Origin of the sequence: Rhodococcus sp. SB1D (genome assembly GCF_048573875.1) — a bacterium.
Lineage (GTDB): Bacteria > Actinomycetota > Actinomycetes > Mycobacteriales > Mycobacteriaceae > Rhodococcus_F > Rhodococcus_F qingshengii.
The window spans coordinates 234,180-250,248 of the sequence record NZ_JBMAIQ010000001.1 but is presented as its reverse complement, the minus strand read 5'-3'; the positions used below and the strand labels follow the sequence as shown (position 1 = coordinate 250,248).

Here is a 16,069-nt window from a genome sequence, read left to right as displayed (position 1 = left end):
CTATGCGTCCAGCGTACAGTCGCCGGCGGCGGCGGAGATGCACGTCTGGATGCGCTCGCCCTCCGCGTGCTGTTTCCCCGAGCGTAGATCGATCGCGTGGCCGGCAACGAGAGGTACGACACACGTCTGGCAGATGCCCATGCGGCAACCGAACGGCATCAAGGCACCGGACTGCTCGCCCGCCTCCAGAAGCGTCGTCGCACCGTCGACGGTGATCGTCTTACCCGACTTCTCGAACGTGACCGTGCCACCGTCGGCCGAAGCATCGATGCGCGATACGGCGAACCGCTCCATGTGGAGTCGATCCTCGATGCGTTCCGCCTTCCAGACGTCTTCGAGCTCGTCGAGCAACGGGAGGGGTCCGCACGCCCAGGTGTGGCGCTCGCGCCAGTCGGGGCAGACCGTGTCGAGAGAACTGAGTTTGAACTTTCCGTCACGTCGCGTGAGTTGCACGTGGCTCACGAAGTCCTCGTGCTCGGCGTGCAGTGCTGTGAGTTCGTCGGCGAACATCACGTCGGATTCCGTCGGAGCCGAGTGGATGTGCATGACGTCGGGCAATTGACCGCGCCGGTTCATCGTCCGCAACATGCCCATGACCGGAGTGATGCCACTGCCGGCGGTGATGAACAGGATCTTCTCCGGCGGCGGATCCGGCAACGCGAAGTTGCCCGAAGGCGTGGCCAGTCGAACGATGGTTCCCGACGGCACGGCCCCGCTGACGAGGTGGCTCGAGAGAAAGCCCTCGGGCATGGCCTTGACCGCGATGGAAATGCGCTTGTTCTCCCAGTTGGGAGGCGAGGTAAGTGAGTACGACCGCCAATGCCAACGGCCGTCGATATGCAGACCGATGCCGATGTACTGCCCCGGCTGGTAGTTGAAGTCGAATCCCCAACCCGGCTTGATGACGATGGTCGCCGAGTCCGTGGTCTCGGGCCGGACTTCGACGATCTGGCCGCGCAGCTCGCGGGCAGACCACAACGGATTCGCGAGGTGCAGATAGTCGTCGGGAAGCAATGGTGTGGTCAGCCGAGCCGCCGCACCGCGAAGCAGATTGAGCTTCGACCGCGCTGCCGGAACTACCGACGCTGCCGGTGCCTCGATCCAGTCCTTCAGACCCATCAGACCTCCACCTCTCACCTTCCGAACCCACTGCCTACGGTACCGTAGGTTATCAGGTTACGGTACCGTAGGTTACTTCACGGTAAGCACATTCACAGCAGGTCGAGCAAGAACGGCAACTCTTGCGCGGCGTACCACGCCAACTCGTGGTCCTCCGCGTCACCGAGCGTGAACTCGGCATCGGCGTCACCGAGATCCGCCGCGTCGACTATGCCAGCAGCGCGCTCGATGTCCGATTCTGCCTGTTCGAGGTCGACATGCACAGATGCAACCTGAGCCATCGTGACAGGACCCGCCAATCGGACTACCGAATCGTCGAGATCGGGCCGTAACTTCACATCGGCATCGTCGACGTCGGCGGCGACGACAGCACGCCGGAAGGTGACGTCACCCTCGGTTCCGGCGATCAGTCGCAGCGACGCACGCGCAGCCTCACCCATGGCGACCTCGGCCAACTCGTCGTCGTCCCCCGCCGCGTACGACTCACGCAGAGTCGGGGTGACCGCAAAAGCCGTCCGGCTCATAGGGTCGAACTCCTGATCTGCGACCAACTGCTGCAAAATCTCGACCGTCGCCGGTACGTACACCCTCATGAGACCACCTTCATGCTCGTTCGTCACCGACTCGCATCCGTCAATTCCTCGAGTGACTCGAAGATCAGCGAACGAACGACGTCGACGTCCGACATCGCGTCACGGTCGGCATTCAAACCGTAGTAGACATTTCCGTCGTACGACGTCAGGGCGATGCTGAGTGTCTGATTCTTGAGCAGTGGCGACACGGGATACATCTCGAGCATCCGAGCACCACCGAGGTAAAGCGGAAATTGCGGCCCTGGCGCATTGGTGATCATCAAGTTGAACATTCGCTGCGACAGACTACTGGCCGCGCGGGAGCTCATCGCATGCAGCGTCGCCGGCGCAAACCCGGACATTCGCACCATCGTCTGCGCGGTGACCCGCCGACCCTGACGCGCGAATGCCTCCGTCGCATGGGCCACGTGCGAGAGCCGAACCACCGCGTTGGGTTCACCGACAGGCAGGTCGATGAGGAACGAGGAAACATGTCCGGGCGCTTGCGGATCGTCGACGTCAGGACTCTCCGGGCCGTCGGTGTAGACCGACATGGGCACCATCGCTCGCACGATGGTCGCCTCGGTCACCGGTTCACCGCGCGAGAGCAACCAGTTCCGCATCGCACCTGCGATGACGGTCAGAATCACGTCGTTGATCTCGCACCCGTACCGCGCGCGAATACGTCGATAGTCCTCCAGAGACGTCTTGGCCACCGCAAGGCGTCGATTGCGCGAAATGGTGGCGTTGAGCGGGCTCGACGGGGCTACCTGCGTCGCCGTTCGAACCACTTCCGCGAGTTTCCCGAGTGCACTCACAGCCTCGGTGACGGATGTGGTCACGTCGTTGAACGCTGCACGCGCCCGTGCGATCCCCTCCCCCGGGCTCGTTACGAGATCCGCCAGTGCACTGACCAACAAGCTGGTATCGCTCGGCGGCCTGGCGGGCATCCACAATTCTTCGGGGCCTGGCGCTCGATTCTTCTCCGGATCGAAGATCACCTGACTGATCTCTGGAGCCGCCTCGCCGTCCACCAACGACGAATGAGACTTCGTGAAGATGGCAAATCTGTTTCTGGTCAGCCCCTCGACCAGGTACATCTCCCACAACGGCCTCGTGCTGTCGAGTGGTCTCGACGTCAGCCGCGCGATCAGATCCATCAGCTGTTCGTCGGAACCTGGTTTGGGCAGAGCAGATCGGCGTACGTGATAGGTGATGTCGAAATCCGAGTCGTCCACCCAGACGGGGCGGGCCAGACCGAACGCCACCTCGCGAACTCTCTGTCGGTACCGCGGAACCGATCCGAGCCGCTCTTCGACAAGTCGAAGCAACTCCTCGTGATCGATCCCGTTTCGCAGTTGCCTGAAGATCCCCAACGAGCCGACATGCATCGGCGTCGTCCCGGCTTCGAGGAAGTAGAAAGCGGCATCCTGAGTCGTCAGTCTGTTCACCATGGCTTCGTGTCCCCTCCTTCGCCGAGATCGAACAGAATCGACAACTCCTCGATGGTCGATTCCGAGCCGACGTGATGGACCCCGACCATCCCGACGGCCACAGCCGCCCGGACGTTGATTTCGAGATCATCCACGAAAACGAAATCCTCCGGCTCGACGCCCAAACGACTCGCTGCCAACAGATAGATCTCGGCGTCGGGCTTTGCCATCTCGACATCACCGGACAAGATCACGTCGTCGACCAAGACCCCGTCGCCGAGATCCCGCAACCACTGAGCACTGGCGCCGCCGGGATCGTTGCTGACGATTCCCGTCACGATTCCGCGGGCCTTCACCGCGCGCACGACCGCGCTCAAGCCGTCGAGATCCGATCCCGGACCGAACAGCACGCCACCGACATCCAACAGAAGTCCCCGCACGCCATCACCCTAAGTCGCGATGGTGATCACGGCGACATCTCGAGCGATTCGTGTCATGCTTCTCACCATCGCTCGGGGGAGCGAAGTCCGAGACAGCTGTCTCGGACGCAGGATCATCCGGGGGGATGTCATGGAGCAGGACTGCAAGATCGTTCTCGAGCCGGCGCCGCAATTCGAGCCTCACCCGCATACCGTCGTGCTGTCGCGGACACAGTGCCGGCCAGACCGAACGCAGTGCCGAACAGACCGGATGCTGCGTCGCCCGCGAAAGACGCCACACAACGGAACGTCGCCCAGTACCGGGTTCACTCACGCTCCGGAACCGCGGCTGGTAGGTGCCGACATCTTCTGGAACCGATCACTACGTCTGGTTCTCGAAACCGTCGACCGACGACGAAATCCACGGCAACTCAAGGGCGTGTTGACGCCGTCCGTCCTGGAAGTTGTTGCGAGACTTTACACTTCGGATTTCTCGGCCCGGAAGCTGGGCGGCGCGGCCGTTCACCGCACCCACGTTCAAGCAGTGTCGGAGAGTACCGCCGAAGTCTGTGCGACGTACACACGAGGCACGCAGACTTTTGCCGTCGCAGGCCGGATCGACCACACAGACGAAACAGGCTGGACGGTCACCGCACTACACGTGGTGTGACCGTCCAGCCTGCCGAGTACTGACTGCGCTAATACCTCAGCGCTTGCGCTTGGACTTCGGAGCTCGATTGCTCTTCGACTGCGTCCGTGCGGCTTCACGACGTTCGCGACGAGAGGCGGCACCGTCGCCGGTGTCGGCAGCCGAGTCACGTGTTGCCTTTGCCTTGCCGTCCTCGTCCGGGCCGGTGTACGTCAGACGCGACGGACCTTCGTCGTCAAGTCCCTTGGCGCGCAACGCCGTCGGGGCGGCAGTTCCGGCTGTCCTGGCCGCAGCCTCCTGCGTGGGGAGCGGCTTGGGCGCCGTGGCGGACGCCGCGGCGGCAGAGCCCGCGGTGACGGAAATTCCACTTGCGGGCTGCGCCGGAGCTGCCTCGACCTGCAGGTTGAAGAGGAATCCGACGGACTCTTCCTTCAATCCGTCGAGCATGCCGATGAACATGTCGTAACCCTCGCGCTGGTACTCGACCAGCGGATCGCGCTGGGCCATCGCACGCAGACCGATTCCCTCCTTGAGGTAATCCATCTCGTAGAGATGCTCACGCCACTTACGGTCCAGGACCGAGAGGAAGACACGACGCTCGAGTTCACGCATACCGTTTTCGCCGGCGATCGCATCGATCTCGGCTTCGCGCTTCTTGTACGCCGCGTGGGCGTCTTCGAGCAAAGCGGTTCGCAGGTCGTCACGGCTCAGGTCACTGTTGATGCCTGCGCCGTCCTCCCCTGCCAACGTCTTGTGATCGATGCCGACCGGGTACAGCGTCTTCAGCGCCGTCCACAGCTGCTCGAGATCCCAGTCCTCGACGTATCCCTCGGCGGTGGCACCGTCGACGTAGGCGGTGACCACGTCAGTGATCATCTGCTCGACCTGGCCTTCCATGTCCTCACCCTCGAGGATCTGGCGGCGCTCCTTGTAGATGACCGTTCGCTGCTGGTTCATGACCTCGTCGTACTTGAGGACATTCTTGCGAATTTCGAAGTTCTGCTGCTCCACCTGGGTCTGAGCGCTCTTGATGGCCTTCGAGACCATTTTGGCTTCGATCGGGACGTCGTCGGGCAGGTTCAGGCGCGTCATGATCGACTCGAGTGCCGAACCGTTGAAACGGCGCATGAGCTCGTCACCGAGCGAGAGGTAGAACCGCGATTCGCCGGGATCACCCTGACGTCCGGAACGACCACGCAACTGGTTGTCGATTCGGCGCGATTCGTGACGCTCGGTGCCCAGGACGTACAGGCCGCCGGCATCGCGGACCTTCTCGGCGTCTGCCTTGACCTCAGCCTTGACCTCGTCCAGGACTGCGTCCCAAGCCGCCTCGTACTCGTCCGGCGTCGTGACCGGGTCGAGGCCCTTCTTGCGCAGCGCGATGTCCGCGATGATGTCCGGGTTACCACCGAGCACGACGTCGGTACCGCGGCCGGCCATGTTGGTCGCGACGGTGACCGCGCCGGAGCGACCGGCCTCGGCGATGATGGTCGCTTCCTTCTCGTGGAACTTGGCGTTGAGGACGTTGTGGGCAACGCCGCGCTTGGTGAACTGCTTGGACAGGTACTCCGAGCGCTCGACGCTGGTGGTACCGATCAGGACGGGCTGGCCGTTCTCGTGGCGCTCGACGACGTCGTCGACCACCGCGTCGAACTTGGCTTCCTCGGTCTTGTAGATGAGGTCGCCGTTGTCGACTCGGACCATCGGACGGTTGGTCGGGATCGGGATCACACCGAGCGTGTAAGTCTGGTGAAGCTCGGCAGCTTCCGTCTCGGCGGTACCCGTCATGCCCGACAACTTGTCGTACAGACGGAAGTAGTTCTGCAGGGTGATGGTGGCAAGGGTCTGGTTCTCCGCCTTGATCTCCACCTTCTCCTTGGCCTCGATCGCCTGGTGCATGCCCTCGTTGTAGCGGCGGCCGACCAGCACGCGGCCGGTGAACTCGTCGACGATGATGACCTCACCGTCGCGGACGATGTAGTCCTTGTCCTTGGTGTAGAGCTCCTTGGCCTTGATCGCGTTGTTCAAGTAGCTCACCAGCGGCGAATTCGCGGCTTCGTACAGGTTGTCGATACCGAGCTGGTCCTCGACCAGTTCGACGCCCGCCTCGTGCACACCGATGGTGCGCTTGCGGATGTCGACCTCGTAGTGAACGTCCTTCTTCAGCAGCGGCGCGATGCGCGCGAACTCGCTGTACCACTTGCTGGAGCCGTCGGCCGGGCCCGAGATGATGAGGGGGGTTCGGGCTTCGTCGATGAGGATCGAGTCGACCTCGTCCACGATGGCAAACGCATGGCCACGCTGGACCAGGTCGTCCAACGAATGCGTCATGTTGTCGCGCAGGTAGTCGAACCCGAACTCGTTGTTGGTGCCGTAGGTGATGTCGGCTGCGTAGGCGACGCGGCGCTCGGCCGGCGTCATACCCGAGAGGATCACGCTGGTCTCGAGGCCGAGGGCGCGGTGAACGCGGCCCATCCACTCGGAGTCACGCTTGGCGAGGTAGTCGTTGACCGTCACCACGTGGACGCCGTCACCCGCGATCGCGTTCAGGTATGCCGGAAGAACACAGGTCAGGGTCTTGCCCTCACCGGTCTTCATCTCGGCGACGTTGCCGAAGTGCAGGGCCGCGCCGCCCATGATCTGCACGTGGAAGTGCTTCTGGTCGATCACGCGCCACGACGCCTCGCGGGCAACCGAGAATGCCTCGGGCAGCAACTCGTCGAGAGTTTCCCCGGCGGCATAGCGCTCACGGAACTCGGTGGTCTTGGCTTTGAGTTGCTCGTCTGTCAGGCCTTCGACATCGGGCGACAGAGATTCCACATGCTCGGCGATGTGCTTGAGCCGCTTGACCATGCGACCTTCACCAACACGGAGCAGCTTCGATAGCGACAGCGACGGCACAGTCTTCTTCGTCCTCAATCTTCGGCGACAGGGGGTCACACACTGAAAATCCGGCCGGGGTCCGAAAACTCCGGCCGGATTCCATGGTAGGCGCTACCGGCGGCGAGCGAGCAAACCCACCACCGATTGGGTCATGTCAGGCGGATCAATCCGTAGTCGAAAGCGTGACGACGGTAGACGACGGACGGCTTGTCCGACTCCTTGTCATGGAAGAGAAAGAAGTCGTGTCCGACCAGTTCCATCTCGTAGAGAGCGTCGTCGATGGTCATCGGCTCGGCCGGGTGATCCTTCGTGCGGACCACGCGTCCCGGGCCGTCGTACTCGTCCGGCTCTTGACCGTTCAGCGAAATGTCCGGTGTGACTCCGAGTGAATCTGCGTCGACGAGGGAGGCGGTTGCCTCCGCGACGGACACCGGTCGCTTGTCGCCGTAATGGACCTTCTTGCGGTCCTTGGTTCGACGGAGGCGACTCTCGAGCTTGTCGATCACCGATTCGAAGGCGGCGTAGAAGCTGTCTGCGGACGCTTCGGCTCGGGCCACCGGGCCTTTACCTCGAGCGGTGATCTCGACGCGCTGGCAACTCTTGGCCTGTCGTCGGTTGCGTTCATGTTGGAGTTCCACGTCGAAGTGGAATATGGAGGGGTCGAAGTGTTCGAGTCGCGCCAGCTTTTCCGAAACGTAGATTCGGAAGTGATCGGGGATCTCGACATTTCGTCCCTTGACTACGACGTCGGATCTCGGAGCTGCGGCATTCTCGGAACGCTCGATGGTGGCGTCCTCGATGAAAAACGAGGCTTGCGAAGGGGTCGTCACTCGTACCTCCCAATTACGGCCCCGCCCCACGGTGGGCGGCGGCAAATTCTGCAAGTACCGAGAGGGGATCCGCCCGGCACCAGTATCGAAGTACCACCTCCTACCAGTATTTTCGGGTGTGCCGCCGACGCTAGTACGTAACGCGCGCGAGTGCCACTGTTCCAACGAAATTCATCTAAGCCCCTGCAAGGACAAGCACGAGAGTTGTCCGAATCCCACTGAGCGAGAGGGCCCGAACCGACTCTGCCGCAGTCGCTCCCGTGGTGAGGACGTCGTCGAGCAGGACGATGTCACTGTCCCCGGCAATCGAAGAGATCGCAGTGGTGTCGAGAGACACATGACCGTTCACGTTGGTCACCCGGTCGGCCGCGGACAGTCCCACCGAGTCACGTACACCTCGCGTCATCCGGAGAATCGGACAGACACGTACCGGACGACCCGCGACAGAACCAATTTCCCGCTTTCCGCGCATACTTTCGGCTATCCGGCGAACCGGATCACCCCCGCGAGATCGCGCCGCTCGGGCGCGCGTGGGAGCCGGCACCAGCACGATCGGCGGACGACCCCCGCTGCCGAGCTCGCCCCACCGTTCCAGAGTGGCCAACGCGTCGGCCACAGCGATCCCCAGAGGCATCGCGAGGTCCCGACGACCCCGTTCCTTCATCTCGATCACACTGCGCCGCCTGGGGCCGTCGTAGCGGCCGAGTGCCCAGACGGGCACGCCCGGATCCACGCGCGGACTCAGTTGAAGCGGATGATCGCGCAGCAGTTCCGCGCACTCACCGCACCACAGAGTCCCCGAGCGGCCACACCCACCACACTCGCGTGGCAACAGCAGGTCGAGCAGACCGGCACCGAATTTCTTGTCCCCCATGGCCGAATCATGAACCTGAGCACCGACATGCATCAGAGCGCAGACATTCACCAGAGCGCAGAGACGTCAGCCAGGCAGAACCGGAATCGCCTTCTGTCCGGTCAGCACGGTCACCTCACGCCAGCGGCGATCCCCGGCGGGGTCGTTGTTGTTCAGTTGGAACACCGCACGCGCGTCGGCGACGTACTCGGTGGTCGGCGATGCATCCACGGAGGTGACGGGAGCGGTCAGGTTTCCACTCGGCAGCGCGTCCATTCGTGAGCCGTCGATCGCGACCTGGACGACCGGTATGTCGGCTCCACTGCGCGCGATTACGATGGTGTCGCTGTTGCTCCAGTCGAGTGAGAGCGCGGTACTGCCCAAGCCGGACGCCACTGCGCGTGGACTCGTCAGGGCGTAGACCCCGCTGGCGGTGCGCACGACCACAGCCAGGTAGACCTTGCCGTCGATGATCATCGCCGCTCGCACGCCGTCCCGCGACAGACGCAGTTCCGAGATCGTCGAACCGACCGACGTCAGGGCCCCGACGTCGACGTTGGTGACCGACACCCGGCCGGTGCCTGGTTCACGGACGACCCGAACGACGGTATTGCCGTTCACAGCCGTCCAGACCGCGTTGTTGTCCAGCTCCCACGAAGGCCTGGTGATGGCGCTGCCTTCGAGTACCGGAACGGACCCTTCGCCGTATGTCCCGAGCGACAAGTCGAATCTTGTGCCGGGATCCGGCCGAGCGGTGTCCGCGACGGCTGCCACCAACTTGCCGTCCCGTGAGAGAGCAGCCGCCGTGAGGTTGCCCGCATTGCCCGCGAAACCGGGCACCGGAGTCGCCTCTTGCTCGGTGACACTCACCAGTGAACCGTTGCGCAGTGCGTGCAGTCCGACGGTTGCACTCGTGGTGGCCAGTGGGTTGGTGGATGCGACGTCGGCGGTGGTCCAGCCGTCGGCATGAGCCGCGTCCAGCGGTTCGCCGTCGATCTCCAGAACGTACGGCCCTGCCACATCGGCGTTGGCGAGCGTCCAAATGACCTGTGCTGCAAACAAACCGCGAGTAGCAGCATCCATCGGGTTGTCAAGGCGGAAGTTGATGCGCACACCACCGAGACCGACTCCGACCTGTCCCGGCTTACCGTCGGCCTTGGTGATCGGACCGATCACCGACACGCCATTGCCCAGTTCGTTTCGCACAGCCGGCGCCAGCGCTGCCTTCGGTCCGTCGATCATCAGACCGATCAGCTGAGCCGCCACCTGGTCCTGCCCGCCGGAGATCCAGCGAAGATCGGGGACGACCGTCTGGCTGGTGGGGTCGAGGAAGAACAACGACTTCCGCTGGTAAGCGCCGAGGAACTGCGGACGCTCCATGATCACGCCGGGAGGCAGATCACTGATCCGCCATTCGCCGTCGGTCAACGCCAGGGTCATCCTCGCTTCGAAGCTGCCCTCTTCGGGAACGTACAGTCCTCCCGGGTCGAGGCGACCGACCTTGTTCACACGAATCGTGTAGACGGCTTCGGTGCTGGTTCGAGAAACCGAGAGCACATCGACCTTGTCGACGATGACAGCACTTGCCGCGTCGTCCCAACGCGCCGAAGCGTCCTTGGTCAGGTACTGACGGGCTGCGGCGTGCCGGTTGGACGGATCGGTACTCGCCTTTACGAAGTCACGTACCAGCAGGTCCGGCTCTCGCCCCGAGGCCGGTGATTCGACGGAGGTTCCGGGCACAGCGGTTGCCAGAGTTCCGATTGCCTGCGGCGAGGAGGATTCCGGCAAACTCGCGCACGCGCCGGTCAGCAACAGCACGCTGAGCGTTGTTGCGAGAAGTGCCAGACGGCGGCGGGTTCCGATCATGATCGATCCCCACCGTTGGACTCGTTCCGCGAGTCCGATTCGCGCGGAGTCGGCAGGGACGACGTGACCTCGCCGACTGTATCGGCGACGATGTCGGCTTCGCTCGGCGTGCGGACGAACTTTGTGGTCGTCGGCTTGAGAGGCAGTGGGCTCGACACGACTTTCTTGCCACGGGTGCGCGAGAGCGTCAGCCGGAAGCAGGCGCCGACTCCCGGTTCGCCCCAGGCCTCGAGCTTGCCGTCGTGCAGATTCGCGTCTTCGACACTGATCGCGAGGCCGAGTCCGGTGCCGCCACTGCGGCGCACGCGGGACGGGTCCGATCGCCAGAACCGGTTGAAGACCAACTTCTCCTCGCCCGGACGCAACCCGACGCCACTGTCGCGGACGATGAAGGCGAGGGCATTGTCGTCGGCGCGAAGGCGAAGCAGAATCGGCTTCCCCTCACCGTGGTCGATGGCGTTGGCAAGGAGATTTCGCAGGATGCGTTCGACGCGGCGCGGATCGACATCTGCCATGACCGGCTCGTCGGGCATGTCCACGATCAGTTCGGTGCCGGATTCGCGGGCGAGATGGCGAACCGTGGAAACGGCCGCTCGCGCACACATACGGACGTCGAGTTGTTCGGACGCAAGTTCCGCGACACCGGCGTCGTGACGGGAGATCTCGAGGAGGTCCGCCAGTAGCCCTTCGAACCTGTCCAGTTCGGCGACAAGCAGTTCCGACGACCGACGCAGCATCGGGTCGAGGTTCTCGCTGCCGTCGTAGATCAGGTCGGCTGCCATCCGGACCGTGGTCAGAGGTGTGCGGAGTTCATGGCTGACATCGGAGGTGAAGCGTTTCTGGAGACTGCCGAACTCCTCCAGCTGGGTGATCTGTTTGGACAGACTCTCGGCCATCTCGTTGAAGGACATGGCCAGGCGCGCCATGTCGTCCTCGCCGCGGACCGGCATTCGTTCCTTGAGTCGGCCGTCTGCGAAACGCACCGCGATTCGTGAGGCCGATCGGATGGGAAGCACGACCTGCCTGGCAACCAACAGCGAAATCGCAGCCAGGAGCACCAGCAACACGGCTCCACCGATCAGCAGGGTGCTTCGAACAAGCGACAGACTCCGGTCTTCGCTGGCGAGCGGGAAGATCAGGTACAGCTCGAGTCCCGATATCGACGACGCGGTGGGGCTACCGATGATCAGCGCTGGACCGGAGTAACCGTTCGGGTTGGACACCGTCGCGAATTGGTAGCTGATCTGGCCGCGTTTGACGAACTCGCGAAGGTTGTCGGGGATCTGATCGACCGGTCCCGAACTCGTCGGCTGGCGCGGCCCGTCCCCTGGCACGATGAGCACCGGGTCGAAGGTGCCGGCCGACCCGGAGGCCTGGCCCGAGGTCTGGTTTCGACGGCTGGTCAGTCCGGATGCAGCGCTTTCCAATTGAACGTTGAGCGCCGTCGAATCGTCGACGCCCGCGAGTTGGTCTTCGACGATGCCGCGGGCTCGGTCCATTTCCTCGGTCGCCGCGGTGATCTTCGTTTCCAACAGCCGATCGGTGATCTGGCTGGTCAGCACGACACCGAGAATGACGATGACGATCAAGGACAACGTCAAAGTCGAGACGACCACTCGCAATTGGAGCGAGCGTCGCCACGTGTGCGCGAGGGTGTTGCTCATCGAGTGACACCACCGCAGAAATGGCGTCAGCCGTCGGTTGAGACGACGACGCCACCTGGAAACTCCGCTCACGGCGGTCCGGCCTTGTAGCCGACCCCCCTGACCGTCAGAACCACTTCGGGATTCTCGGGATCAGTTTCGACCTTGGCGCGCAAACGCTGAACGTGCACGTTCACCAGGCGGGTGTCGGCGGCGTGGCGGTATCCCCACACCTGCTCGAGGAGGACTTCACGGGTGAACACCTGGCGCGGCTTGCGCGCCAATGCGACCAGCAGGTCGAATTCGAGTGGTGTGAGCGAGATCTGCTCGCTGCCGCGGCTGACCTTGTGTGCCGGAACGTCGATCACGATGTCGGCGATGCTCAGCAGCTCGGCCGGCTCCTCTTCCGTGCGGCGCAGGCGAGCACGCACCCGCGCCACCAGCTCCTTCGGCTTGAACGGCTTCATGATGTAGTCGTCCGCACCGGATTCGAGGCCGAGCACGACGTCGACGGTGTCGGTCTTGGCCGTCAACATCACGATGGGCACGCCGGAATCCGCACGCAGAACTCGGCATACGTCGATCCCGTTCATTCCGGGAAGCATGAGATCGAGCAGGACGAGGTCGGGCCGGGTCTCACGCACTGCCGCGAGCGCCAGGGTTCCGTCGCCTACCACGTAGGGATCGAAACCCTCACCACGCAGCACGATCGTGAGCATCTCGGCGAGTGCCGTGTCGTCGTCGACAACCAGAATCCTTGGTTTCATATCCCTATCGTTGCATCTCGGAGCGATGAATCAGACCGTTACGAGGCCGTGCGGCGTGCCGCGTCTTTCCCTCTACTGTGCCGGAAAGTTCGAATCCCGGCCGCAAGGGTGACCGATCACGCGAAATCCGCGAGCCTGCGCGCCAGTTCGCCCGGGTCCGTCTCCGGCCCCACGATCCACCAGGGCGAGACCCAGTCCGTCGCTGCCAACTGCTTGTAGAGCTCACCGGTTCTGGCCTGCAGGCCGCCGTCGCGCTCGTAGGCGTCGAGCTGACGCGACGCGTCCTCGGCCTCACGCGAGCGGGCACGCTGCTCGGCCAGAGCTACCGGTACGTCGAGGTACAACTGCAGATCGGGAGCGGGAAGAGCGAGTCGACCCAACTCCAATTCACGGACCCAGGCGACCATCTCGCCGTCCACGCCCTGATGCGCGCGCGCCGCGTTGTAGGCGGCGTTGGACGCCACGTAGCGGTCGAGGAGAACAATGTCGTTGGCGGACAACAGGTCCGAGATCCGATCCGCCGCACCCGCGCGGTCCAGGGCGAACAGGACTGCCATCGCGTTCACGGATTCAGCCAGGTCTCCGTGCGATCCTTTGAGTGCCTCGGCAGCAAGATCCGCGTGGATCGACTTCCCGTACCGCGGAAAATCCAGAGTCGCGATCGACGTGCCGCCGCGGCGGAGTTCGCTCTCCACTTTGCCGATCAACGTTCGCTTTCCAGCGCCGTCGAGGCCTTCCAATGCCACCAGTGTTCCCACGGCGGACAAGCCTATCCCCCGGCCTGCTTGCGCAGACCGGGGGACGGCGGACACTACATCCTCAGTGACGAATCACCGGGTCAGTAGCGGTAGTGCTCGGGCTTGTACGGGCCTTCGACGTCGACGCCGATGTACTCTGCCTGATCCTTCGTGAGCTTGGTCAGCGTGCCACCGAGTGCCTCGACGTGGATCTTGGCGACCTTCTCGTCGAGGTGCTTCGGGAGGCGGTAGACCTCGTTGTCGTACTCGTCCGGCTTCGTCCACAGTTCGATCTGCGCGATGACCTGGTTGGAGAAGCTGTTGCTCATCACGAACGACGGGTGGCCCGTCGCGTTGCCGAGGTTGAGCAGGCGGCCTTCGGACAGCACGATGATCGAGTGGCCGTCGGCGAACGTGAACTCGTCGACCTGCGGCTTGATGTTGATCCGCGTGACGTCGCCGGACTTCTCGAGGCCGGCCATGTCGATCTCGTTGTCGAAGTGACCGATGTTGCCCAGGATGGCCTGATGCTTCATGGCCTTCATGTGCTCGAACGTGATGATGTCCTTGTTACCGGTGGACGTGATCACGATGTCGGCCCAGCCGATGGCCTGCTCGACTGTCTTGACCTCGAAGCCGTCCATGAGCGCCTGCAGGGCGTTGATGGGGTCGACCTCGGTGACCGCGACGCGAGCGCCCTGGCCGCGAAGTGCCTCGGCACAACCCTTGCCGACGTCTCCGTAACCGCAGACCAGCGCAGCCTTGCCGCCGATCAGAACGTCGGTGCCGCGGTTGATGCCGTCGAGCAGCGAGTGGCGCGTGCCGTACTTGTTGTCGAACTTGCTCTTGGTGACCGAGTCGTTGACGTTGATAGCGGGGAACGTGAGTTCACCGGCAGCGGCAACCTGGTACAGGCGCAGAACGCCCGTGGTGGTCTCCTCGGTGACGCCCTGGACGGACTCGGCGATTGCCGTCCACTTGCCCTTGTCGGACTCGAGGGACTGACGCAGAAGTGCAAGGAAGACCTTGTACTCGTCGGAATCCTGGTCGTCGTCCGTCGGCGGGACGACGCCGGCCTTCTCGAACTGTGCGCCCTTGAGCACCAGCATGGTGGCGTCGCCGCCATCGTCGAGAATCATGTTGGCAGGCTCACCCGGCCAGGTCAGCATCTGCTCGGCTGCCCACCAGTACTCTTCGAGGGTTTCACCCTTCCAGGCGAAAACCGGAACGCCCTTGGGCTCTTCCGGGGTGCCGTGCGGACCGACGACGATGGCGGCGGCAGCGTGATCCTGCGTGGAGAAGATGTTGCATGAAGCCCAGCGGACCTCGGCGCCGAGCGCGGTCAGCGTCTCGATCAGCACCGCGGTCTGAATGGTCATGTGCAGCGAGCCGGAAACGCGAGCGCCCTTGAGCGGCAACACCTCTGCGTATTCGCGACGAAGCGCCATGAGGCCGGGCATCTCGTGCTCTGCCAGACGGATTTCCTTGCGACCGAACTCCGCGAGCGAAAGATCTGCAACTTTGAAGTCGATGCCGTTACGGCTCTCGGCCACGGGCGTTGTTGAAACTGAGGTCGTCATCTGCCTCTCCTGGTTGACGTGCATACTCTGCACAAGCCTATCGGTGTACCAGGCTATCGGTTAGACGCCCTCTCCCGCCCGCCCCTCTACTGCGCGGCCCTCGCGCGCCACGTCGATGAACGGCCCGAGCAGTATGCCCAGATCCTCCGCCACCGAAGCCTCGGACTCCGGCGGCATCGAAATGTAGCTCAGCCCGAGACGCGCAATCGCCCTGGCCAGAATTCCGGCGTCGGCGGGTGACGCCTGAATCCACCCTCGCTGGAAACTCTCCGCAAGCCGCGACGACGCGCGCTCGATGATGACCGCACTGTCGGTGGTGATCAGGCGAAGCAGGTCCGGCTTGGCCTCACCGGTGAGCAGAGAGATCACCAACGGGTCGGTTGCACTGGAGGCGAAAAACGATCCGAAACCCGCCGTCAATGCCTCGACTGCACGTCCGTCGTTCGCCACCATGGCCTCGTCCACCGCGTCGACGAAGCCGTCAGCAAGGCGAAGCGCGTACGCCTCGGCAAGCCCTTGCCTCGAGCCGAACTCGTTGTAGAGCGTCTGACGACTCACACCGGCATGCTTGGCCAGAACCGTCAGCGTCACCTCGGACCAGTCGCGCTCGGTCAACAACTCACGCATCGAATCGAGCACCGACGTACGCAGCAGCAGGCGCGACGCTTCTTTCTGCGGCAGACGAGTGGGCGTCGAAGTCATGGTGACGACACTACCG

The 16,069-nt window shown here is 63.4% G+C and carries 14 protein-coding genes; 1 reads left to right on the top strand and 13 read right to left on the bottom strand.

Translation table 11 applies throughout. The features are described 5' to 3' along the window. From ACN50D_RS01170 to ACN50D_RS01155, 4 genes are all read right to left on the bottom strand, one after another. Positions 1–1,119 (bottom strand): ferredoxin reductase, encoded by a 1,119-nt coding sequence (locus tag ACN50D_RS01170; RefSeq protein ID WP_007731196.1) that lies wholly within the window; start codon positions 1,117–1,119, stop codon positions 1–3. A 92-nt stretch (positions 1,120–1,211) separates the two neighbouring features. Continuing rightward, positions 1,212–1,712 (bottom strand): DUF6912 family protein, encoded by a 501-nt coding sequence (locus tag ACN50D_RS01165; protein ID WP_030535010.1) that lies wholly within the window; start codon positions 1,710–1,712, stop codon positions 1,212–1,214. Between the two features lie 23 nt (positions 1,713–1,735). Next, on the bottom strand, positions 1,736–3,145 hold the full coding sequence (locus ACN50D_RS01160; protein WP_007731194.1) for a WS/DGAT/MGAT family O-acyltransferase: 1,410 nt from the start codon (positions 3,143–3,145) through the stop codon (positions 1,736–1,738). Continuing rightward, complete coding sequence (locus ACN50D_RS01155) at positions 3,139–3,564, bottom strand: HAD-IA family hydrolase (protein WP_003940859.1); 426 nt, start codon at positions 3,562–3,564, stop codon at positions 3,139–3,141. The genes ACN50D_RS01160 and ACN50D_RS01155 overlap by 7 nt, the downstream gene beginning before the upstream one ends. A gap of 130 nt (positions 3,565–3,694) precedes the next feature. Between ACN50D_RS01155 and ACN50D_RS01150 the strand changes: the two genes are divergently transcribed. Continuing rightward, a complete protein-coding gene (locus ACN50D_RS01150) occupies positions 3,695–4,213 on the top strand; it encodes an Rv3235 family protein (protein ID WP_249342675.1) in 519 nt (172 codons plus the stop codon). Positions 4,214–4,249: 36 nt separating this feature from the next. Here ACN50D_RS01150 and secA read toward each other — a convergent pair whose 3' ends face one another. The 9 genes from secA to ACN50D_RS01105 form a co-directional block, all read right to left on the bottom strand. Next, on the bottom strand, positions 4,250–7,093 hold the full coding sequence (gene secA / locus ACN50D_RS01145; RefSeq protein ID WP_007731191.1) for a preprotein translocase subunit SecA: 2,844 nt from the start codon (positions 7,091–7,093) through the stop codon (positions 4,250–4,252). Between the two features lie 131 nt (positions 7,094–7,224). Beyond that, positions 7,225–7,905, bottom strand: a complete 681-nt coding sequence (gene hpf / locus ACN50D_RS01140) for a ribosome hibernation-promoting factor, HPF/YfiA family (RefSeq protein WP_003940893.1) — start codon at positions 7,903–7,905, stop codon at positions 7,225–7,227. Between the two features lie 175 nt (positions 7,906–8,080). Beyond that, positions 8,081–8,812: a ComF family protein gene (locus ACN50D_RS01135; protein WP_003940811.1), complete on the bottom strand. Its 732-nt coding sequence runs from the start codon at positions 8,810–8,812 to the stop codon at positions 8,081–8,083. Positions 8,813–8,845: 33 nt separating this feature from the next. After that, a complete protein-coding gene (lpqB, locus tag ACN50D_RS01130; protein WP_003940768.1) occupies positions 8,846–10,624 on the bottom strand; it encodes an MtrAB system accessory lipoprotein LpqB in 1,779 nt (592 codons plus the stop codon). Continuing rightward, positions 10,621–12,360, bottom strand: coding sequence for an MtrAB system histidine kinase MtrB (gene mtrB / locus ACN50D_RS01125; RefSeq protein WP_019747781.1), 1,740 nt, complete (start codon positions 12,358–12,360; stop codon positions 10,621–10,623). Before mtrB ends, lpqB begins: the two co-directional genes overlap by 4 nt. Beyond that, positions 12,357–13,034 (bottom strand): MtrAB system response regulator MtrA, encoded by a 678-nt coding sequence (mtrA, locus tag ACN50D_RS01120; RefSeq protein ID WP_003941013.1) that lies wholly within the window; start codon positions 13,032–13,034, stop codon positions 12,357–12,359. Before mtrA ends, mtrB begins: the two co-directional genes overlap by 4 nt. A gap of 116 nt (positions 13,035–13,150) precedes the next feature. Further along, positions 13,151–13,792, bottom strand: a complete 642-nt coding sequence (locus ACN50D_RS01115) for a dTMP kinase (RefSeq protein ID WP_007731190.1) — start codon at positions 13,790–13,792, stop codon at positions 13,151–13,153. 80 nt (positions 13,793–13,872) lie between these two features. Continuing rightward, entirely contained in the window at positions 13,873–15,351 is a 1,479-nt protein-coding gene (gene ahcY, locus ACN50D_RS01110; protein WP_003940766.1) for an adenosylhomocysteinase, read from the bottom strand. A gap of 60 nt (positions 15,352–15,411) precedes the next feature. Next, positions 15,412–16,053, bottom strand: a complete 642-nt coding sequence (locus ACN50D_RS01105; RefSeq protein WP_003941024.1) for a TetR family transcriptional regulator — start codon at positions 16,051–16,053, stop codon at positions 15,412–15,414. Between the last annotated feature and the right edge of the window lie 16 nt (positions 16,054–16,069).

Coding starts and splice junctions, on each gene's coding strand:
- ACN50D_RS01160 (WP_007731194.1), bottom strand. CDS start 3,145: ATGGTGAACAGACTGACGACTCAGGATGCCGCTTTCTACTTCCTCGAA.
- ahcY (WP_003940766.1), bottom strand. CDS start 15,351: ATGACGACCTCAGTTTCAACAACGCCCGTGGCCGAGAGCCGTAACGGC.
- lpqB (WP_003940768.1), bottom strand. CDS start 10,624: ATGATCGGAACCCGCCGCCGTCTGGCACTTCTCGCAACAACGCTCAGC.
- ACN50D_RS01105 (WP_003941024.1), bottom strand. CDS start 16,053: ATGACTTCGACGCCCACTCGTCTGCCGCAGAAAGAAGCGTCGCGCCTG.
- ACN50D_RS01165 (WP_030535010.1), bottom strand. CDS start 1,712: ATGAGGGTGTACGTACCGGCGACGGTCGAGATTTTGCAGCAGTTGGTC.
- mtrA (WP_003941013.1), bottom strand. CDS start 13,034: ATGAAACCAAGGATTCTGGTTGTCGACGACGACACGGCACTCGCCGAG.
- ACN50D_RS01150 (WP_249342675.1), top strand. CDS start 3,695: ATGGAGCAGGACTGCAAGATCGTTCTCGAGCCGGCGCCGCAATTCGAG.
- ACN50D_RS01135 (WP_003940811.1), bottom strand. CDS start 8,812: ATGCATGTCGGTGCTCAGGTTCATGATTCGGCCATGGGGGACAAGAAA.
- ACN50D_RS01170 (WP_007731196.1), bottom strand. CDS start 1,119: ATGGGTCTGAAGGACTGGATCGAGGCACCGGCAGCGTCGGTAGTTCCG.